The organism is Nostoc sp. JL23, from assembly GCF_017115065.1.
Taxonomy (GTDB): domain Bacteria; phylum Cyanobacteriota; class Cyanobacteriia; order Cyanobacteriales; family Nostocaceae; genus Nostoc; species Nostoc punctiforme_A.
Genome location: NZ_JABXKN010000105.1, coordinates 1 through 21,877, shown reverse-complemented (window position 1 = coordinate 21,877; position 21,877 = coordinate 1). Strand labels below are relative to the sequence as shown.

Below are 21,877 nucleotides of genomic sequence, written 5' to 3'. Positions count from 1 at the left end.
AAATCGACTTTCTGCTTTGAGAAAATCTTTTTTAAATACGAAAACTCAGAAAATTATTTAGAGATTAAGCTATGGCAACCGAACAGTTAACTAGAGACAGCGACAATCTAGATTTAAATCAGCTACTAAGAACGCTGAATGCTGTTAAACAGGGTGACTTTTCTGCTCGGATGCCCATAGACCATACTGGTGTGGCGGGGAAAATAGCTGACACGCTCAATGATATTATTGACCAAAATGAGCGGATGGCGGCCGAACTACAACGGATTGGTAACGTTGTCGGCAAAGAAGGCAAAATTGCCGATCGCGCCTCTCTCGGAGATGTTCGAGGTTCTTGGTCAGATTGTGTTTCTTCTGTCAATACTCTGATTACAGATTTAGTTCAACCAACGGCTGAAACTACTCGTGTAATTCGGTCGGTTGCCAATGGTGACTTATCGCAAACGATCGCTACAGAAATTGATGGCAGACCCCTGCAAGGTGAGTTTCTCCAAACCGCGAATATCGTTAATACGATGGTAGATCGACTCGGTTCTTTTGCATCGGAAGTTACCAGGGTTGCCCGTGAGGTGGGAACTGAAGGGAAGTTAGGCGTTCAAGCCGAAGTGCAAGGTGTGGCTGGCACTTGGAAAGATTTGACTGATAACGTTAACTTGATGGCGGGTAATCTCACCGGACAAGTTCGCAACATTGCCGAAGTTGCCACTGCGATCGCAAATGGTGACTTATCCAAAAAAATCACCGTTAATGTTAAAGGCGAAATTTTGGAACTAAAAAACACCGTCAACACGATGGTGGATCAACTGAATTCTTTTGCATCGGAAGTAACGCGAGTTGCCCGTGAAGTCGGAACTGAAGGTAAATTGGGCGTGCAAGCAGAAGTTAAAGGAGTGGCAGGAACTTGGAAGGATTTGACTGACAACGTTAACTTGATGGCTGGAAATTTAACAGCACAAGTCCGTAACATTGCGGAAGTGACAACGGCGGTAGCTAACGGCGACCTTTCCAAAAAAATTACTGTTGATGTCAAAGGCGAAATTTTAGAGTTGAAAAACACCGTTAACATCATGGTGGATCAACTTAATTCCTTTGCATCGGAAGTAACAAGAGTTGCCCGTGAGGTGGGTGCTGAAGGAAAATTGGGCGGTCAAGCAGAAGTTCGCGGGGTAGCGGGTACATGGAAAGACCTTACCGACAGCGTGAATTTCATGGCGGGAAGCTTGACGGCACAGGTGCGGAACATTGCCGAAGTAACTACTGCGGTTGCAAATGGCGATTTATCCAAAAAAATCACGGTCGATGTGAAAGGCGAAATTTTGGAGTTGAAAAATACCATCAACACAATGGTAGATCAACTCAATTCCTTTGCAAGTGAAGTTACAAGAGTTGCCCGTGAGGTGGGAACTGAAGGGAAGTTGGGCGTACAAGCAGAAGTGCGCGGTGTTGCGGGGACTTGGAAAGATTTAACTGATAACGTTAACTTAATGGCGGGTAATCTCACCGGACAGGTGCGAAATATTGCCGAAGTTGCAACTGCGATCGCAAATGGCGATCTATCGAAAAAAATTACCGTCGATGTTAGAGGTGAAATTCTCGAACTCAAGAATACCATCAATATAATGGTGGATCAACTCAGTTCCTTTGCGAGTGAAGTAACGCGGGTTGCGCGTGAAGTGGGTAGTGAAGGTAAACTGGGTGTGCAAGCAGATGTGCGCGGCGTGGCTGGCACTTGGAAAGATTTAACTGACAGCGTAAACTTCATGGCGGGAAGTTTAACGGCGCAGGTGCGGAATATTGCCGAAGTGACTACGGCGGTTGCAACAGGCGACTTATCCAAGAAAATCACTGTCGATGTCAAAGGTGAAATTCTGGAGTTGAAAAATACCATCAACACAATGGTAGATCAACTCAATTCCTTTGCAAGTGAAGTAACGCGGGTTGCGCGTGAAGTGGGAAGCGAAGGGAAGTTGGGTGTACAAGCAGAAGTACGCGGCGTAGCTGGGACTTGGAAGGATTTAACCGATAGCGTAAACTTCATGGCGGGAAGTTTGACGGCGCAGGTGCGGAATATTGCCGAAGTGACTACGGCGGTTGCAACTGGTGACTTATCCAAGAAAATCACTGTTGATGTCAAAGGTGAAATTCTGGAGTTGAAAAACACCATCAACACGATGGTAGATCAACTCAGTTCCTTTGCAAGTGAAGTGACGCGAGTCGCCCGTGAGGTCGGAACTGAAGGTAAATTGGGTGTACAAGCGGAAGTGAAAGACGTTGCAGGAACTTGGAAAGATTTAACCGACAGTGTGAATTTCATGGCGGGAAGCTTGACGGCACAGGTGCGGAACATTGCCGAAGTGACAACTGCGATCGCAAATGGTGACTTATCCAAAAAAATTACTGTTGCTGTCAAAGGCGAAATTCTCGAACTCAAGAATACCATCAATATAATGGTGGATCAACTCAACTCCTTTGCAAGTGAAGTGACGCGGGTTGCCCGGGAAGTGGGAAGCGAAGGTAAATTAGGTGTACAAGCAGATGTGCGCGGCGTGGCTGGGACTTGGAAAGACTTAACCGACAGCGTGAACTTCATGGCGGGAAGCTTGACGGCACAGGTGCGAAACATTGCCGCCGTCACCACAGCCGTAGCTAATGGCGATTTATCTAAAAAAATCTCCGTTGATGTCAAAGGTGAAATTTTAGAGTTGAAAAACACCGTTAACACGATGGTGGATCAACTTAATTCCTTTGCAAGTGAAGTAACGCGGGTTGCCCGTGAAGTCGGAACTGAAGGTAAGTTGGGTGTACAAGCAGAAGTTAAAGGTGTAGCCGGCACTTGGAAAGATTTAACCGACAGCGTAAACTTCATGGCGGGAAGTTTGACGGCGCAAGTGCGGAACATTGCCGAAGTAACCACTGCCGTAGCTAACGGCGACTTATCCAAGAAAATCACCGTCGATGTGAAAGGTGAAATTCAAGAACTTAAAAACACCATTAATACAATGGTGGATCAGTTAAATTCTTTTGCATCAGAAGTTACCAGGGTTGCCCGTGAGGTGGGAACGGAAGGTAAATTAGGCGTGCAAGCTTACGTCAGAGGAGTTGCAGGAACCTGGAAAGATTTAACGGATAACGTGAACTCAATGGCGGGGAACCTCACCGGACAAGTTCGCAACATCGCCGAAGTTACGAAAGCTGTAGCAAATGGCGACCTTTCCAAGAAAATTACCGTCGATGCCAAAGGTGAAATTTTGGATTTGAAGAATACCACCAACACGATGGTAGATCAACTCAGTTCCTTTGCATCGGAAGTAACGCGGGTGGCGCGGGAAGTGGGAACTGAAGGAAAGTTGGGCGGACAAGCACAAGTCCAAGGTGTCGCAGGTACTTGGAAAGATTTAACAGATAACGTTAACTCGATGGCGGGGAACTTAACGGCACAAGTACGCGGTATTGCCAGAGTTGTAACCGCAGTTGCTAACGGAGACTTGAAACGGAAACTGATGTTAGATGCTAAGGGAGAAATTGAAACCTTGGCAGAGACAATCAACGAGATGATTGATACCCTCGCAACTTTTGCCAATCAGGTAACTACAGTAGCGCGGGAAGTGGGAATCGAAGGGAAGTTAGGCGGACAAGCGAGAGTGCCTGGCGCGGCTGGAACTTGGAAAGATTTGACAGATAACGTGAACGAACTTGCTGCTACACTGACAACTCAGTTGCGAGCGATCGCAGAAGTTGCTACAGCTGTAACTAAAGGTGATTTAACTCGTTCAATTGCCGTCGAAGCGCTAGGGGAAGTAGCGATACTCAAAGACAACATCAACCAAATGATTGCCAATCTGCGGGAGACAACGCAGAAAAACACCGAACAAGATTGGTTGAAAACTAACCTAGCTAAGTTTACCCGAATGCTGCAAGGGCAGCGAGACTTGGAAACCGTATCTAAATTAATTCTCTCAGAACTAGCACCCTTGGTAGGAGCGCAACACGGCGTATTCTTCCTGATGGAGTCTGGGGAAAATACACCGTATTTGAAACTAATTAGTAGCTACGCTTACCGCGAACGCAGACATCTAGCTAACCGCTTCCACTTGGGTGAAGGTTTGGTGGGACAATGCGCCTTAGAAAAAGAGCGAATTCTGCTGACGGATGTACCAAATGATTATGTGAGAATTGCCTCTGGTTTAGGAGAAGCTACGCCACTTAATGCCGTGGTGTTACCTGTACTTTTTGAAGGACAGGTGACAGCAGTCATAGAATTAGCATCCTTCCGCCGCTTTAGCGAAATCCATCTGACATTCTTCGACCAGCTTACCGAAAGTATAGCGATCGTTCTCAACACGATCGCAGCTTCGATGCGAACTGAAGAATTACTCAAGCAGTCGCAATCTTTGGCTGAAGAACTCCAAACCCAGCAAAGCGAACTCCGCGAAACCAACAAGCGCTTAGAACAACAAGCCCAATCACTCAAAACTTCTGAGGATTTACTCAAAGGACAGCAAGAGGAACTGCAACAAACCAACGCCGAATTAGAAGAAAAGGCAGAGTTGTTGGCGATGCAAAAGAAAGAAGTCGAGCGCAAAAATCGGGAAATTGAACAAGCAAGACTTTCTTTAGAAGACAAGGCTGAACAACTCGCCCTTTCCTCAAAATACAAATCAGAATTTCTCGCCAATATGTCCCATGAACTGCGGACACCGCTAAATAGCTTGTTGATTTTGGCGAAATTGTTAACAGATAATATCGATCGCAACCTCACCGCCAAGCAAGTCGAATACAGCCAAACAATTTACTCAGCCGGTACTGATTTGTTGGCGTTAATCAATGACATTCTGGATCTCGCTAAAATTGAATCTGGAACCATGTCCATTGACATGACTCAAATGCCATTGACAGACTTGGGTGAACAGATTGATCGCACCTTCCGCCAAATCGCTCAGAGCAAAGGACTTGGTTTCGCAATTGAATTTACTCCCGAATTGCCAAACAGCATTTATACAGATGTCAAACGTATACAACAGGTGTTGAAAAATCTCCTCTCCAACGCTTTTAAATTTACAGAGCAAGGGGAGGTACGCTTACGGATTGCAGTGGCCAAGCTAGGGTGGAGCAACGACAACGAAACCTTAAATCGTGCCCAGCTTGTGATTGCTTTCTCAGTCAGTGATACAGGCATTGGTATTGCCCCAGAAAAACAGAAAGTGATTTTTGAGGCATTCCAGCAAGCCGATGGCTCTACCAGCCGGAGATACGGCGGTACCGGATTGGGCTTATCAATTAGCCGCGAAATCGCCCGTCTCTTCGGCGGCGAAATAAAACTAATCAGTCAACCCGGTGAAGGTAGCACCTTTACATTCTACTTACCACAATTGAGTGCTGTTAGCGATAGCGGGGCGTTTAGCCCGTCACGAGTGCTGAGTCCTGAGTCTAGATCGACACTCCCCACTCCCTACTCCCCACTCCTCACTCCTCACTCAGCACTCATAACTGACGATCGCACTACTATAGAAAGAGGCGATCGCGTGTTACTAATTGTCGAAGATGACCTTAATTTTGCGCGTATCCTTCTAGATATGGCGCAACAACAAGGATTCAAGGTGATAGCTGCCCAAACCGGTAGTACAGGTTTGATGTTAGCGCAGCAATTCCTCCCTTCAGCCATTTTGCTAGATATCCGGCTGCCAGAAATGGATGGTTGGACGGTATTGGATCGTCTCAAACATGACCCAAATACCCGCCACATTCCCGTACATATCATGACTGTTGAGGAAGGGAGACAGCGCGGTTTACAACTAGGTGCGATCGCATATCTGCAAAAACCTTTAACCAGCGAGACAATATCCGAGGCATTGACCAAAATTAAAGGTTTTGTTGAGCGCCAGGTGAAAAATTTATTGGTAGTGGAAGACGACGACACTCAACGGCTGAGTATTGTTGAGTTGATTGGTAACAGCGATGTTTCGACCACTGCTGTGGCTGACGGTGCAGCTGCTCTAGAAGCTATTCGCACCCAGCATTTTGATTGCCTCGTCCTCGATTTAGGGCTACCCGACATGACCGGGTTTGAACTAATTGAGCAGATAAAGCTTCTACCTCACGGTAAAACTCTACCAATTATTGTCTACACAGGTAGAGAAATTAGCAAAGCTCAAGAAACAGAACTCAGACGAATTGCCGAGACAATCATTATTAAAGATGTGCGATCGCCCGAACGTCTCCTCGATGAAACAGCATTATTTTTACACCGAGTCCAGGCAAATTTACCTGAACCGAAGCGACAAATACTCGAACAACTGCATTCACAAGACTACTTACTCACTGGTAAAACAGCGCTAATTGTAGACGACGATATGCGGAATATCTTCGCTCTTACCAGTATGCTGGAGCGTTATCAAATCCAGGTTTTATATGCTGAAAATGGCAGAGAGGGGATTACGATGTTAGAAAATACACCTGATATTGATGTCGTTTTGATGGACGTAATGATGCCAGAAATGGATGGTTACGAAACAACACGCACGATCCGCCAAAACGAGCAATTTAAGTCTTTGCCGATTATTGCACTGACCGCTAAAGCCATGCAAGGCGATCGCGAGAAGTGTATTGAAGCCGGCGCATCAGATTACATTACTAAACCCGTAGATACCGAACAATTGCTGTCGCTGTTGCGTGTTTGGCTATATCGTTAATGACGCGATCGCTTTCACCAATTCCTCTGGATCTACAGGCTTAGAAATATGCTGTTGAAATCCCACAGCGATCGCTTGCTGATGATCCATCTCACCAGCATAAGCAGTTAAAGCGATCGCGGGAATTGTCCCTCCTTGCTCTGGTTCCAGACTTCTCACCTGTCGCATCAGCATATAGCCATCCATTTCGGGCATCCCGATATCGCTGATAATTAGATTTGGCTGGGATTGACTCAATGCAGTTAAAGCTTCAATGCCTGAAGCGACAACGGTAACACTTGCACCATATTGCTCCAGCATGAAGGGCAAAAATTCTCGCATATCTGCATCATCATCCACCACCAGAATCTCTAAGCCAGACAGGGGCGAAGACTGAGCCGCCACAACTAAGGAGTTAGCTTTTGCATCCTTGATTTTTTTGTTTTCATCCTGTAAGTATGGAAGTCTGACAGTAAAAGTTGCTCCTTGTCCTTCACCCAGACTTTCTGCTTGCACAGTTCCCCCGTGAAGTTCCACGAGATGGCGGACGATCGCTAATCCTAAACCTAAACCGCCAAATTTTCGAGTTGTCGCACCATCTGCTTGACGGAAATAATCAAAGACATAAGGTAAAAATTCAGGTGCAATTCCCTTCCCTGTGTCAGTTACACAAATTTGTACCTGTGAGCTAACTTGCTCTAATTTAATTTTTACCTGTCCACCGATGGGAGTAAATTTAATGGCATTAGAAAGGATATTCCAAATGACTTGTTGTAGTCGATTGGCATCACCTAAAACTTCCCCAACACCAGATTCAAGACTTGTCTGAATCTGGATAGACTTAGCCTCCGCCGATAAACGTACTGTCTCGATGGCAGCTTCAATGACTGAGACTAAATTAATCCGGCCAAAGTTGAGGTTAAGTTTTCCCTGAAGGATGCGGGAAACATCCAGCAAATCTTCAATTAATTGAGTTTGTAACTTGGCATTGCGCTCAATGGTTTCTAGGGCGCGATCGCTTGTTGCTCGATCGAGCTTGCGGGTTCGCATTAGTTTTGCCCAACCCAGAATCGGGTTAAGTGGTGTTCTCAATTCATGAGACAGCACAGCAAGAAATTCATCTTTAATGCGGTTTGCTGATTCAGCAGCGCTTCGTGCCTTTCGTTCGGCTTCGTAGAGATGGGCGCGAGCGATCGCTTGGGCGCATTGTTGAGCAACAGCCAAGATAAAGGCTTGATCTTCTCCACTAAGTTCTTGAAGTTGAATAAATCCTAAAGTTATACCTCCAACTGCCGAACCCTCTACCATCAATGGAATAGAAATCCAGGCATCAATGTCATATTGGGCATAAGCTTCAGCTAGATGAGGGTAACGAGCTATTCTATTTTGTCTTGATTCAGCCCAAGCAGGTTGTCCAGTCCGCACAGCTTCGGCTAAAGGCGAAGGTGAATCAATAGGAAAATACCGCCAAGCGTCTAGCAAATCTTGGTTATAGCCAACCGCACGCACAATTTCTAGTTCAGTTTTGTTTTCATTCAGTAAGGCAACGAGGGCTGAACTGGCTTTTAAGGCAGCCATACTTTGCTCTACAATAACTTCAGAGACTTGGGCTGGTGTCAGCGATTCTGAAAGGGCAGCCGTGATGGATTGGAGACGGGCAATGCGCTCTAAGGCTTGTTCTGCTGTTTTTTGTGCTTGCTGTGCTTCTTGGTAAAGGCGGGCATTATCGATAGCGATCGCAACTCGATGGGCAATCTCTTCCGCTAATGAGAAGTCAGCCGTGCTGTAACGACGTTCTGATTCTGCTGTAAAAAAGGAAATTGCACCAAAAATTCTTTCACGTGCCATCAAGGGCAGCATAATACAGGACTTTAAACCGATTTCACGTATAATCCTTAGATGTTCTGCATCTGGGATGCCTTTTGCTAATAGTGCATCTGAGATTTCAGTTACCATTTCAGGAATTCCTGTACGCAGTACTTTAGGCACACCTCCTGGTTCGTCTAACTTTCTTGGATAATGCTGATGAAGTTCCCAACCGAGTTTAACTTTCTCTGGATCTCGGTGAGCAACTGCTACCCGATTAATTGATTGGTTGTCTTGTAACAGATCAACGCTACACCAATCGGCGAAGTAAGGTACAATCAGATTTGCCACGCTTGCTAGCGTGCTTTCGTAATCAAGGGAAGAGGCGAGTGTTGCACTGACTTGAGCCAAAAATGCTGCACGTTGCTGATCGGCTTCTGCTTCTTGTCGGGCGGTTTGCTCTTGAATTAGTTGGATACGTTCGGCTTCCGATTGTTTGCGCTCTGTAACATCAAGCACAACACCACTCATGTGTGTGGCTTTACCTGCTTCGTTGAAAAAGGCTTTTCCCCGACAGGCTGCGTAGCGGATACTGCCGTCATCTTGAATAATTCGGTATTCTAAATCATGCTCCACACCTTCGTCAATTGCTCGGTTTAATGATTGAGCCAGCAATCCTCGATCATCTGGATGCAGGCGAGCTAAAATTGCTTCGGAAGTGCCAGCAAAGGTTTCAGGTGTCAACCCAAATAGTTGATAAACTTGCTCATCCCAGCCAAAGCGATCGCTGGCAATATCCCAACTCCAAACACCAATTTGAGAAGATTTCAACGCCAGACTGAGTTGTGCTTGGCTGTTTTCTAGACCTTGATAAAGACGAGCGTTTTCTAGAGAGATGGCAATTTGAACTGTCAATATTTCCAGTACATAAAGTTTTTCTTGTGTAAAGGCACTGGAGATCAGATTATTCTCTAAATATAAAATACCAAGTAATTTTGACTGACGAGCGATTGGCAAACAAAGTACAGATTTAGGTTGATTTTGAATTACATATTCGTCTTTAGAAAACAAATTTTGCTCAGTAGCATTCTGCAAAATCACTGTTTCTTGAGTTCGCTGGACATAATTCAGTATTGATTGAGGAATAACCTGGGAAATTTCACCCTCTAATACAAGTCGATAAACATTAAGTTGTTCTGCTTGGGGATTAATCTTAGCTTCTACTTCAATCGCCAGATTTTGCTCGTGTTTCAGCAACAAATAACCGATTTCTGCTCCTGCTTGCTCGATGACAATTTGCATTAATGTCTTCAACAAACGCGAAAAAACAATTTCACTAGATATAGTTTGAGAGGCTTTAACTACTGACAAAAAGTCTAAATGCTCACCTGTAGTAGTAATAAACGTTCCGTTAGAGACAAGCTGTTGTTGCGGCAATAGCTGAGGATAGGATTCTTCGAGGTGCTTAACTTTAGCAGATGCCTGCCAGCGTACATAAGCATTTTTAGCTTCTTGCAAGTAGGTTTTGGCAATTAATTCAAACTTCCGTTCTACATAAAATTTAGCGCATAGCTCATTAGCCAAAGCTTCATATTGCACAAATCCTTGCTCGCGGGCTGAAGCAATTGATTGCTCATACAGACGCATTGCTTCTAATTCTCTACCTTCGATGCAAGCTATTTCGGCAGCTACTAACTGAGACTTATGTAAAAAGTTTTCAGGGCAGTGAGTAGCCCAGTATTGCAATCGCTGTTGATGAGATTCTAGGGTTTGCAAAAACTGTTCTTGCTCTTGAAAAGATACTGTGGGATAAAGAGCCGTTAGAGTTAGTGAGTAATACAAAACATAATCTGTTTCAATTGGTAATGCTAGTGTCGTCACCGGAAAATTTGTTAATTCTAAGGCACAATTCAGCGCCTCTGTATACTGTCGATATGTAAAAAATATGATTAATTTGATAATGTGATAAAAAATAATTCCACTGACAAAACCTGCATCTGTAATAATAGCTAACGCCTGTGATTCATCAAAACTATCACTACTTAGAGTCATATTATGGTGAGTCAATCCCCGCAGATTCATCAGTAGCATTTGCTCTAATCTGATTGTCTGATAGACAGCATCATGTTTAGACTGACGAGCGAATGCAGTGTATTTTTCTAGAGATTTGTATGTTTCTGCAAGTGGAGAGCCTAACTGGATAATTTGCCAAGAGCCTTGATAGCCGTTGTAGTTTGCCATCGTCACATCACCTGCTTCCACACAGCCGATAAATCCCCGCTCTAAAAATGGAATATCGGTAGCAATATGGTTACACCAAACGTTGATATGACTTCCATGAATGTGTAGAACAACTCCTCGAAGTTTCAAGTCATGTAACTTTTCATTTAATTGAATTGTCATCTCAGAAAATGCATAACCTGTAGGAATATCATGGAAGATGGAAACCAATAACATGGCATACATACTATAGGCAAAACAGGAGTCTTCCGTATTCCCAAACTTGAGTGAGTAGTTAACTGCTTTAAGTACGACTAAGGGAAAGAGATCGGGTCTACCGAGATAAGTAGGTGGCCCCAAAGTTGTCAACAGACTAATCAGTGTCTTAATATTTGGATCTTGGATTGCTGGAGCATTAATTAAATCAGAGACTTGTCTATTACCTAGATTGGTCAATACTTGTTTTTTCTCAATTGCGATCGCACCTTCTACTTCCTCATTTGTATCAGAGAATGTCACCCCAAAAAGTTTTAAAGCTTTTAATCCTAATATCAGTGCTTCTTCATATCTACCTGCAACTTGATAGAGTCTGATTTGCAGCATATAAATATTTGATTTCTCTAGATGAGATTTTGCTTTCAGCAATAATAGCTCAAATAATTCTTCCGCTTGTTCTAAATTCCCTGTTAAAAATTCACACTCAGCCAGTTCCCTAAATAAAGTAAATGTTTGGTCATATTGTTCCATCCAGGCATTTTTAGCCAAAAGATTTATGGCAACGCTAAAAAATATTTTCGCAGGAGTGTAAGCTGTGGAAGCTTTTGCCTTTTTGCCAGCGATTAAATTTAATCGTACTAATTCATCTTTTTCTGTTTGTTCAATAATCAGATCCACGGCGAGATTTAGTTGATTGACTAGATCAAAAATTTGCTCATTCACTTGTTCAGCATTTGCATTCTTCAGCAAAAGCTGCCCAATCTTCAGATGAACAGCCGATTTTGATTCATCGGCAATTAAGGCATAAGCCGCTTGTTGAACTCGGTCATGGTAAAAACGATAGTTTTTATCAACACTTTCATCTGACTCGATAGAAATAATTAATCCTCTTAAAATTGCTTCAACAAGTGCATTTGCCGTTTCTTCAATAGATTGTTCGCCAACAAGTGCCAAAACTTCTAAATCAAAGCGATTACCGATGCAGGAGGCTAATTTAAGCACCTGTTGAGTTGCAAGTGGCAGTTTTTGCATCCGCTCAATTATTAGATTGACAATATTATCTGTAATACCTTGGGCTTCAATCTCAGCTATATCCCATCGCCACCCCCCTTTTACCCCCCTCTGTCCCCCCTTACCAAGGGGGGTGGGGGATTGAAGAGGGTCAAAATTCAGCAGATTCTCTTGATGGAGTGTTTTGAGAAATTCATTGACAAAGAAAGGATTACCATCAGTTTTTTGGATAATCAATTGAGCAAGGGATTCTACTTGCTCTGCTGAACTATGTAAGGTATCAGCAATTAACTGATTGACATAAACAAGATTCAAAGGTGTAAGCAGAATTTCAGTCGTCCTTGCTCCATACTGGCGAACCTTCTCTATCATTAAACTAAAGGGATGTACAACATCTACTTCGTTATCTCGATAGGCTAAAATGAAGCAGAGATATTGGATATTAGAGCCAGCAATAATAGTTTGAATTAAATTCAAAGTAGCGGTGTCTGCCCACTGCATATCATCTAAGAAAACAGTGAGTGGATGCTCTTTTTGAGCAAAGACGCTGATAAAGTTTTGAAACACCAAGTTGAAGCGATTTTGAGATTTGGCAGGCCCCAACTCTGGTATAGGAGACTGTTCTCCAACAATTAGTTCAACTTCTGGAATTACATCTGTGATTAGCTTACCATTGTTCCCTAAAGCTGCTTTTATTTCCTGTTTCCAGGTAGAAAGTTTATCTTCCGCTTCAGTTAAAATTTGTCGCGCGAGTGTTTGAAAAGCTTGAACAATTGTGGAATAAGGAATATCTCTTTTATACTGATCAAACTTACCAGAGATAAAAACCCCACGTTGTCTAACAATGGGTTTGTGAATCTCCTTCACAAGAGTTGATTTACCAACGCCAGCATAGCCAGAAACTAACACGATTTCTGGTTTACCTTGATTAATAACTCGCTCAAATGCTTGTAGAAGCTTGGCAATCTCTGGTTCTCGCCCATACAATTTTTGAGGAATTTGAAAGCGTTCTGAGATATCTTGCTCACCCAAAATAAAGGATTGAATTTCTCCGGTTATCTCCAATTGCTTTAAGCATTTTTCCAAATCAAATTGCAAACCTAAAGCGCTCTGATATCTCTGTTCTGCAACCTTCGACAGCAATTTCATGATAATCTCACAGAGCGTTTGGGGAATATCAGAGTTGAGCTTGCTTGTGAATAGTGGGGATTTGGCAATATGACAATGCACCCACTCTAAGGGGTCTTTACCTTGAAATGGTAGCTGACCTGTGAGCATCTCATAAAAGGTGATTCCCAGAGAATACAAATCGCTGCGATGGTCAATTCCTCGATTCATCCGCCCGGTTTGCTCAGGTGATAAATACGGTAAACTGCCTTCAATTTGACTGGAACTGCTAACTATTTGCTGTTGGTATGGAATGAAGGCAGCAATTCCAAAATCGGCAATTTTGACCTGATTAGTTTCGAGGTTAATTAAAATATTTTGCGGCTTAATATCCTTGTGGACAATGTGATGAGTGTGAATTTGTGCAAGTTTACTAGTGATTTCAATCGCAATCTTTAGAAAGGGTACAGGCTGTTGAAATTGGTCTAGCAACTGGTCAAGCGATCGCGCCTGAAAATCCTCCATAATTAAATAAGGGATTCCCTGGTGTATCTCTAAGGCGTAGGCTTTGACTGCTGCTGTGGTATTTAACCTTTGTGCGATCGCATACTCATGTTTGAGTTGTTCAATGTTATTGGGTGTACACTGTTCTGGATGTAGCCCTTTGATAATTACCGGACACCGATCTTTAACCTTAATTCCACGATATATGACTGCTTTTAACAAAGTGACAATCTGAAATCCGGGTAATGCAATCATCATGCCAAACACTCCAGCCGTGCATCTTCAGGGATCATCCGAGCTTAATTGTATTTTAAATACATTTCTTTGGGCAGATGAAATTTAGATGATATTAGGTTTGGATAATTTGGTTATCCTGACTCAAAAACCAAAACTAAGCTACAATTCAAGCAGAGTAAGCATTTCCCGCTCAGAGACTCCCCATGTTTGATAACCTGCAAACCCAAATTTACCAACTAGAACAATTTGCCAACAGCCTCGTTTCTAACCAACTGACACACCTTAGCGTGGTAAGCGTTGGGATCATCTTTGCAGCTGGCTTGCTCACCAGTCTCACACCCTGTATGCTTTCGATGCTGCCAATTACCATTGGTTACATCGGTGGTTATGAAGCTAAAAGTCGCTTGCAAGCAGCTGCCCAATCAACTTGGTTTGCTTTAGGTTTAGCAACTACATTGGCAGGACTAGGAATAATAGCAGGTTTGGTCGGAAAAGTCTACGGTCAAGTGGGAATTGGTTTGCCGATTATCGTCAGCATTATCGCTATTCTCATGGGACTGAACTTATTAGAAGCACTGCCTATACAATTTCCATCCTTGAATGAAACGAATTGGATTTCGCCAGATTTGCCAACAGGATTGCGTTCCTATTTACTGGGACTGACTTTCGGCTTAGTGGCATCCCCTTGTAGCACACCTGTTTTAGCGAGCTTGTTAAGTTGGATTGCTAGTACACAAGACTTAATTTTAGGCGCTGTTTTGCTACTTTCTTACACAGCCGGTTATGTAGCACCGTTGATTTTGGCGGGTACTTTTACAGCTTCAATTAAAAAATTACTGGAATTGCGTCGCTGGTCTGGTTGGATTAACCCAGTTAGTGGGGCACTATTGGTAGGATTCGGTGTATTTTCCTTAATTTCTCGGATTCCCCTTGGCAGTTTTTAATATCAATACATTTGTTAGATTTTACACGTAATGACTTTAGAAGATTCAGCTGCAAAAGAAATAAAATGGTGGGCGATACCTGGGCAGTTCTTACGGCAGGAGCTTTTGCCTGTACTGACTAACTTACGACTAGCGATCGCACTACTGCTATTGATTGCAATCTTTAGCTCCACCGGTACTGTAATTGAGCAAGGTCAGTCACCCGCATTTTACCAAGCCAACTATCCAGAACATCCAGCTTTATTTGGTTTCTTAACTTGGAAGGTAATTCAAGTAGTTGGATTAGACCACGTATATCGTACTTGGTGGTTTCTGGCATTACTCATCTTATTTGGCACTAGCTTAACTGCTTGTTCATTTACCCGTCAGTTACCAGCCTTAAAAGCTGCCCAGCGCTGGAAATATTACGAAGAACCACGGCAATTTCAAAAGTTAGCTTTAAGTGCAGAACTAGATACTGGTTCCCTAAATTCCCTCAGCGAAATATTACAAAAACACCGCTATAAAATTTTTCCAGATCGAGAAAAAGAAAATCTCCTTTACGCCCGCAAAGGAATAGTCGGACGCATCGGCCCAATTATCGTTCATATTGGCATCGTCGGTATTTTGCTAGGGGGAATTTGGGGCGCAATGACTGGGTTTCTGGCTCAGGAAATGGTTGCTAGTGGCGATACATTTCAAGTGACAAATATTGTCGATGCTGGTCCTTTAGCAGCAAAAATTCCGAAAGATTGGTCTGTGCGCGTCAATCGTTTTTGGATTGACTACACACCATCTGGCGGCATCGATCAATTTTATTCAGATATGTCTGTCTTGAATAATCAGGGAAAGGAAATTGACCACAAAAAGATTTTTGTCAACGAGCCTCTGCGCTATCATGGCATAACTTTCTATCAAACTGATTGGGGAATTGCAGGTGTTCGCGTCCAATTTAACAACAGCCCGATTTTTCAGCTACCGATGGCGCAATTGAACACTAACGGTAACGGACGCATTTGGGGAACCTGGGTTCCTACTAAACCGGATTTGAGTGAGGGTGTCTCCCTGTTGGCGAAAGACTTGCAAGGGATGGTATTAATTTATGATGCCACTGGCAAACTTGTTGATACAGTCCGCGCTGGGATGTTCACCGAAGTTAATGGCGTGAAGCTGAAAATTTTGGATGTCATTGGTAGCACCGGCTTACAAATTAAAGCTGATCCAGGCATACCAATTGTTTATACAGGGTTTGGTTTGCTCATGCTGGGTGTGGTGATGAGTTACTTTTCTCATTCACAAATATGGGCATTGCAAAAAGGCGATCGCTTGTATATTGGTGGTAAAACTAATCGCGCCCAAGTTGCTTTTGAACAAGAAGTTTTAGAGATTTTAGATCGGCTGAGTTCCCAGCCAAAAGGTGAAGAGAAAGAGGCAGCGATTGAAGTTTAAACACAGAAGGGCGCATTCGCATTAGCGAAGCGGTAGCGACGTTAGGAGCGTCAGCGTCTCGCAGAGAAGGAAATCGCAGAGGTACGCAGAGGATTACTTTGCGTACCTTTGCGTTAACCTCTGCATCCCTCTGCGTTTTAAAGTTATTTACAATTAATTACGCCCACACACCTACAAATTAGGAAATTACTAGAGGTATTTATTAAACATTGGAACAAAAAATTTCTATGTCTGCCAAGCTTCAATCTCAGGGACGGGTTTGCCTTCTACCTTTAATCGCTATCTTGTTAAGTATTGCTTCTTGCGCTGCCGAGCAAAAAAACATAAAGCGTGTTTCCCTTGTTGGTACTGGGGCAAGTTTTCCCGCACCTTTGTATGAGCGTTGGCTTTCAGATTACAACCAGCAAAATCCCAATATAGAAATTAACTATCAAGCTATAGGAAGCAGTGCTGGAGTGCAACAGCTCATCGACGGTACTGTAGATTTTGCAGCTAGTGATGTGGGAATTACAAGCGAACAAGCAGCCAAGATAAAACGGGGAGTCATTGCTTTGCCAATAACTGCCGGTTCTATTGTGCTGGCTTATAACCTCACACCAGTTGCACAGCAGTCGCCTCAAGTGAATATACCACCTGCTCTCAGGCTACCACGCCAAGTTTACGTAGATATCTTTCTCGGAAAAATTACGAATTGGAATCATCCTAGAATAGCCGCAGCTAATCCAGGTGTAAGTTTACCCGATTTACCGATTCAAGTTGTAAACCGAACAGATGGTAGTGGAACTACAAGCGTGTTCACGCAACACCTAAGCGCCATCAGTCCAGAATGGAAAAGCAAAGTTGGGGCTGGTAAATCTATAGCATGGCGAGTCGGAGTTGGTGGAAAGGGTAACGAAGGTGTTACCGCTCTGATTCAACAGATACCAGGAGCTATTGGCTATGTAGAATACATTTATGCCAAACAAAATAAGCTTCCTGTGGCTGCTTTAGAAAATAAATCTGGTAACTATATTACACCAACACCAAAATCCGTCGCACAAACTTTAGAAGCAGTAAAATTACCAGGTGATAACTTGATTGCTTTTATCACCGATCCTACAGGTGCCCAATCTTATCCCATTGTCACTTACAGCTGGCTTTTAACTTATCAGCAATATCCCAACCGAGTCAAAGCTCAAGCACTGAAAAACTTTGTGAATTGGGCTGTGATTGACGGGCAAAAATCCAGTTTGGAACTTGGATATATTCCTTTATCAAAAAAAGTTGTGCTTCAAGTGCAATCTGCTGTGAAGAAAATTGCTGAATGAAGCCGATTAATCCCATCTGCACTCATCAGGAATGATGTTACTTTTGGTGACGCACTTCAACTACAGTATGTACATTACCGCGAGGCGTGAAATCTGCTTTCACCGTGACTTCCAACGGATCGCAAGCAGCCACAAAATCATCTAAAATTTGATTGGCAGATTCTTCGTGGGAAATGTAGCGATCGCGGTAACTATTAATATAAAGTTTGAGCGCCTTCAATTCTACTACCCGTTCATCAGGCACATAGCTAACATAAATTGTTGCAAAGTCAGGATAACCGGAAAACGGACATTTACAAGTAAATTCCGGCAAAGTAATGTTAATGTCATATCGCCTCCCCACACGCGGATTCGGAAAGGTAATTAGTTTACCTTCGGCAATGTCGCGTTCGCCATATTTCATTTCTTGGCTTGCCTGAGATGCACTTTCAGATAATTTATCGGTTGTCATTTCTTATTTGTCACTTGTCACTTGTCATTTGTCATTTGTCATTTGTCATTAGTTATTCTACTTATCTTTACGTCCTTTTAGTAATGTTGTAGCTTGTTAACTCCTAACTGCTAACTCCTAACTCCTAACTCCCCCTCAATACTCTTCCTTCTCCCAGTCTGGACAATTCTCATCTTCACAACCGTGGGGATGCATAGCACAAACTAACAAATTACCACCATAAACTTGACCGTGGTAATGACTACAACCGATACAGGCAGGATTTTTTTCAGATGTGGGTTCAACTGAATAAGGAAAACCCGGATCTACATCTGCTACAATGTCTTCCAGTTCCCAGTAAGCTTCCAACATTGGTTCAGCCAAATCCTGTAAATACTGATCGACTTCAGTAACAATATTATTATGTACTTGCTCGGTGACTTCTTCCGTTAGCTCAAAAAATGCGTCCACCACTTCACTCATTCCCAGGAAGAAGCGCTCTACTTCATCAGCCACTGTTTCGACGATTTCTACTAAATCTTTTTGCCACTGTTCCATAAACTTGACACCTTTGCAGGCTATAAACAGGACGCTTTGTGTTATCTGGCTTGAAGCATTAGAATACACACTAAGCAATGTATCTTATCAAGTTTTAATCCGAAGTGTCATGTCAAAATGCCACTTATTGGTGATATTACGCTCAAATAATGGTTTTTATTGATCGCGTTGCAATCGTTTTAACTCGTCTTGCAGCTTTAGCACTTCATCGCGCAATTTATCTACATTCTCATCATTTGATGCCTCTTTGACCGTTGGCTCTTCATCTTCCTCTAAAATTTCAATGCGACGAGGTTGAGAAGGGGGCGTTTCTGGTGAGGTTTCACCGGATGGTTGGGCTTGTTGGGCTTGCTTCATCATATCTTCAACGAAGCGGCGAGCTTCTTCTGTGTTCATTTCGCCCTTTGCCACCATTTCATCTGCCAGCTTTTGGACTTGCGATCGCACTTCGGCTAATTTTCCCCCTGCTTTCTCACCTGCGTAAGAAGCTAACCCAACACCGAGGTAAAAAGCTTTTTGAACAATATCTCCAAAACCAGGCATTGTTGCTGACAGCTCCTAAAAATAAGGCGACCCGGAGACTACGCCTACCGCAAGCCTCCCGTGTTGCTGCTACCTTCCGGTTCTGACAAGATTTGGGTGTTGCGATCGCATAGATCCAGGTCTTCAATAAGCATAACATTAAAATTCAGTAAGTGTGTGTTATTCCATAACAATTCGCCATTCATAAAGCTGATAGTTGACGCAGCCGTGTTTCACCAAGGGGTCATCAGCCACAATCGCTTCTGCTTCCTCCTTTGAGGCTGCCTCAAACAGTAACATTCCACCTCTTTGCTCCACCCAATAGCCTGTTCGCGCTTTGTGTCCTTTAGAAATTAATTCCCGAATGTAGGCTTTGTGAGCAGGTACATATTGGTCAAAGGTAGGTTTATCAACTTTCCCCTCTTCAATTTTTACAAACCACGGCATTAGCTTCTTAACTCCAGTTACAACAGACAGTCTGCTTTAGTTATGACTATTTTTGAGTACCATTTGAGTAGCAATATACACGAACTATAGTGATTTACTAATTAATATAGATATATGAGCCGTTTTTTTGTTGCCCTCCTACCACCGCAAGATATTCAAGACTACGCCAACGAGATTAAACAGTACTTTGCTGATCGCTATGCTAGTAGCGGGGCGCTAAAGTCTCCGCCTCATATTACCCTGCAACCGCCCTTTGAATGGGCAGATGCTAACTTGCCACTATTAGAAGCATCCTTGAAGGAGTTTTCCAGTGGACAACAGCCAGTAGCAATTACACTCAAAGGGTTTGATGCCTTTGCACCTTGTGTTGTATACATTAATGTCGTCAGAAGTCAAGAGCTTTTAACTTTGCAAGCTGATTTAATGGCTTATACAGAAAGCAACTTGCAAATTGTTGACAAGGTTTCTAAAACCCGCCCTTTTGCACCCCATTTAACGGTTGCATTTCGAGATTTAACAAAGCAGAATTTTAAAGCTGCTTGGCCAGAATTTAAAAATCGTCAGTTGCATTTTGAGTTTACTGCTGATAAATTAACCTTGCTGCTTCACGACGGGATGCGCTGGAATATTAAACGGGAGTTTGCTTTTTTGTCTGGTAGTAATTGAGCGATGTTTTTGTGATGGACGCTGGCGCTGTTTGATATTGGAACTAATTTTGTTTTGGATTAATTGGTGATTTATATATTCTCTAATCATTAGTGGAACCGAGAAAAGATTAGCATTCTTATCTACTAGAGAGCGCTCTTGCAAAGATTCTAAAGCATCTAGTAATTGTGGTGTAGGTATCTTAGGTGATATTTGCGATCGCAGTTCTGTAATTGAGGCTGGCTGAGGATTACTTGCTAACCACTCAATAATTATATTTTCTGTATCTGACACGCGTTTAAAATTCTCTTTTAAAAGCTGGCTAATCTCGCCAAAAACTAATGTTTTTTGGTTTAAAAACTCCGAAATATTACCGTCAAATAACTTATCAATTTTGTTAAAGGCTATATTTAATGCCAATGGATTACCTGCATAGCTCTCAATGAGTTGATGCAAATCACCAGTTGAACCCCAAAAAGCACCCTTAGTTTTAAAGATTTCTTCTACTTCTGTAATTTGTAAGCCTTTTAGTTGTAATGCCCTAACAGGTAAGTTTTCTCCTATCAGTTGCCTAATTTCTCCTGGCGTTTCCTGACTTGTAAGCACTAAGGAGCTTTGATGAAGGGTTTGTGCCACTCGTCTTATAAGTTCGCTATAACCCTCGTAACCTTGATGATAATATCCAGTATCATATTTACCTGAAGCCTTTTGTAAAATTGTCTCTAGATTATCTAATATCAATAAACAACGAGCCTTTTTTAAATAATGAATCAACTGTGAAATTCTGTCATCTAAAGTTTTTGGTAAATGAGTTTCCTGCCCTTTTGATAAAAGTTTAATTAGATCGGCTAGCATATCTTTAACTGGTGGAGCATTGCGGAGACTGCGCCAAATTACAAACTCAAACTTATTTTGAATTTGCTCTGCTAGCTTTACTGATAAGCTGGTTTTGCCCATCCCATCCATACCTAACAAAGTCACTAGTCGGCAGTGTTCTTCGAGAATCCAGTGTTTTAGTGTTGTTAATTCTGCTGTGCGTCCTAAGAATACAGAGATATCGGGTGCTTCACCCCAATCAGTTAATTTTTGGATTGAATGCTGATTACTGATTACTTCATCAGTCCGAGTTAGCTGATAATCACTTGGTTCAAGTAATAAATTAAAAGCTCTGAAACAGGTGTTTAGAGTTTGTTTGTCAACTCCTATTTGGCAATGAAATACCTTCATCACTGTATCTGGATCTAAGCCAGTGCGATCGCTTAAATCTTCCAAAGTATAACGTTTATCTAAGTTTTCCCAACTTTGTGCCCGACATTTTGCTGTTTGAAGTTTCTCAAATCCTTGAGGTGTAAGAATAACACCCCGTTTGCGCCTGCGTTGTAGTGGATTCATTACTGTCCCTTAAGTTTTATACATATACTCATAAAGTAATAGTCAGTAGTTAGCGCCTGTAATATGCCGCCAAAATATTTACTTCACTTAAGAGGGTGCTACAAAGATGAGATGTGCTTTTCCTGAAATCAGATTTGTTAAATATTATGAACATTAGAAATATGAATGTAGAGACGTAACAGTGTTACGTTTTTACAAGGGTTCTGGATAACGCAGATTTAATTTCACCAGATATCTATTGTGACTGACGATGCATTTTTTGCAGAACTGCTAGAGATGAACCAGAAGTTTTGCTGAAGTTGTCAGGGGATAAAATCCTTACTGGTCAAAGCTTTGGAAAATTGCCGATCAAAAATTTTTAAATTTATTTCTTAAGTTCCTAGGACTTACGCATTGACAGAATAACAAAATAGTGAATTGATGAATATAGGTCGT

General features: G+C 42.6%; 11 protein-coding genes and 1 other RNA gene. 5 read left to right on the top strand and 7 right to left on the bottom strand.

Annotated elements, in window-relative coordinates; genetic code table 11:
- Positions 1-71 precede the first annotated feature (71 nt).
- Positions 72-6,689: a HAMP domain-containing protein gene (locus HWQ42_RS21325; RefSeq protein WP_292815906.1), complete on the top strand. Its 6,618-nt coding sequence runs from the start codon at positions 72-74 to the stop codon at positions 6,687-6,689.
- On the opposite strand, the gene HWQ42_RS21320 is transcribed toward HWQ42_RS21325, so the two are convergent.
- Complete coding sequence (locus HWQ42_RS21320) at positions 6,678-13,790, bottom strand: AAA family ATPase (protein WP_292815903.1); 7,113 nt, start codon at positions 13,788-13,790, stop codon at positions 6,678-6,680. The genes HWQ42_RS21325 and HWQ42_RS21320 overlap by 12 nt on opposite strands.
- A gap of 182 nt (positions 13,791-13,972) precedes the next feature.
- Here HWQ42_RS21320 and HWQ42_RS21315 point away from each other — a divergent pair, with 182 nt between their 5' ends.
- The 3 genes from HWQ42_RS21315 to pstS all read left to right on the top strand — a co-directional run bounded on the left by HWQ42_RS21315 (position 13,973) and on the right by pstS (position 17,448).
- Positions 13,973-14,713, top strand: a complete 741-nt coding sequence (locus HWQ42_RS21315) for a cytochrome c biogenesis protein CcdA (RefSeq protein WP_099101020.1) — start codon at positions 13,973-13,975, stop codon at positions 14,711-14,713.
- A 30-nt stretch (positions 14,714-14,743) separates the two neighbouring features.
- On the top strand, positions 14,744-16,141 hold the full coding sequence (locus HWQ42_RS21310) for a cytochrome c biogenesis protein (RefSeq protein ID WP_292815898.1): 1,398 nt from the start codon (positions 14,744-14,746) through the stop codon (positions 16,139-16,141).
- A 227-nt stretch (positions 16,142-16,368) separates the two neighbouring features.
- Positions 16,369-17,448 carry a phosphate ABC transporter substrate-binding protein PstS gene (gene pstS, locus HWQ42_RS21305; RefSeq protein WP_292815895.1) on the top strand — a complete coding sequence of 360 codons (1,080 nt, stop codon included), beginning with the start codon at positions 16,369-16,371 and terminating at the stop codon, positions 17,446-17,448.
- A gap of 37 nt (positions 17,449-17,485) precedes the next feature.
- Here the strand turns inward: pstS and queF are convergent, their stop codons facing one another.
- The 5 genes from queF to HWQ42_RS21280 all read right to left on the bottom strand — a co-directional run bounded on the left by queF (position 17,486) and on the right by HWQ42_RS21280 (position 19,405).
- A complete protein-coding gene (gene queF, locus HWQ42_RS21300) occupies positions 17,486-17,899 on the bottom strand; it encodes a preQ(1) synthase (protein ID WP_069072741.1) in 414 nt (137 codons plus the stop codon).
- A 135-nt stretch (positions 17,900-18,034) separates the two neighbouring features.
- Positions 18,035-18,436: a hypothetical protein gene (locus HWQ42_RS21295; protein WP_292815892.1), complete on the bottom strand. Its 402-nt coding sequence runs from the start codon at positions 18,434-18,436 to the stop codon at positions 18,035-18,037.
- 156 nt (positions 18,437-18,592) lie between these two features.
- Positions 18,593-18,979 (bottom strand): phasin family protein, encoded by a 387-nt coding sequence (locus HWQ42_RS21290; protein WP_292737752.1) that lies wholly within the window; start codon positions 18,977-18,979, stop codon positions 18,593-18,595.
- Positions 18,980-19,004: 25 nt separating this feature from the next.
- Positions 19,005-19,101, bottom strand: an RNA gene (gene ffs, locus HWQ42_RS21285) — signal recognition particle sRNA small type.
- A 37-nt stretch (positions 19,102-19,138) separates the two neighbouring features.
- A complete protein-coding gene (locus HWQ42_RS21280) occupies positions 19,139-19,405 on the bottom strand; it encodes a YciI family protein (RefSeq protein WP_292815891.1) in 267 nt (88 codons plus the stop codon).
- A 114-nt stretch (positions 19,406-19,519) separates the two neighbouring features.
- On the opposite strand from HWQ42_RS21280, the gene HWQ42_RS21275 reads away from it, so the two are divergent.
- On the top strand, positions 19,520-20,071 hold the full coding sequence (locus tag HWQ42_RS21275) for a 2'-5' RNA ligase family protein (RefSeq protein ID WP_292815889.1): 552 nt from the start codon (positions 19,520-19,522) through the stop codon (positions 20,069-20,071).
- Here the strand turns inward: HWQ42_RS21275 and HWQ42_RS21270 are convergent.
- On the bottom strand, positions 19,997-21,442 hold the full coding sequence (locus tag HWQ42_RS21270; RefSeq protein ID WP_292815888.1) for an NB-ARC domain-containing protein: 1,446 nt from the start codon (positions 21,440-21,442) through the stop codon (positions 19,997-19,999). The genes HWQ42_RS21275 and HWQ42_RS21270 overlap by 75 nt on opposite strands.
- Positions 21,443-21,877 lie beyond the last annotated feature (435 nt).

Excerpts from the sequence above, each read along its gene's own strand:
- HWQ42_RS21325 (WP_292815906.1), top strand. The coding sequence starts at position 72 with ATGGCAACCGAACAGTTAACTAGAGACAGCGACAATCTAGATTTAAAT.
- HWQ42_RS21320 (WP_292815903.1), bottom strand. The coding sequence starts at position 13,790 with ATGATGATTGCATTACCCGGATTTCAGATTGTCACTTTGTTAAAAGCA.
- HWQ42_RS21315 (WP_099101020.1), top strand. The coding sequence starts at position 13,973 with ATGTTTGATAACCTGCAAACCCAAATTTACCAACTAGAACAATTTGCC.
- HWQ42_RS21310 (WP_292815898.1), top strand. The coding sequence starts at position 14,744 with ATGACTTTAGAAGATTCAGCTGCAAAAGAAATAAAATGGTGGGCGATA.
- pstS (WP_292815895.1), top strand. The coding sequence starts at position 16,369 with ATGTCTGCCAAGCTTCAATCTCAGGGACGGGTTTGCCTTCTACCTTTA.
- queF (WP_069072741.1), bottom strand. The coding sequence starts at position 17,899 with ATGACAACCGATAAATTATCTGAAAGTGCATCTCAGGCAAGCCAAGAA.
- HWQ42_RS21295 (WP_292815892.1), bottom strand. The coding sequence starts at position 18,436 with ATGGAACAGTGGCAAAAAGATTTAGTAGAAATCGTCGAAACAGTGGCT.
- HWQ42_RS21290 (WP_292737752.1), bottom strand. The coding sequence starts at position 18,979 with ATGCCTGGTTTTGGAGATATTGTTCAAAAAGCTTTTTACCTCGGTGTT.
- HWQ42_RS21280 (WP_292815891.1), bottom strand. The coding sequence starts at position 19,405 with ATGCCGTGGTTTGTAAAAATTGAAGAGGGGAAAGTTGATAAACCTACC.
- HWQ42_RS21275 (WP_292815889.1), top strand. The coding sequence starts at position 19,520 with ATGAGCCGTTTTTTTGTTGCCCTCCTACCACCGCAAGATATTCAAGAC.
- HWQ42_RS21270 (WP_292815888.1), bottom strand. The coding sequence starts at position 21,442 with ATGAATCCACTACAACGCAGGCGCAAACGGGGTGTTATTCTTACACCT.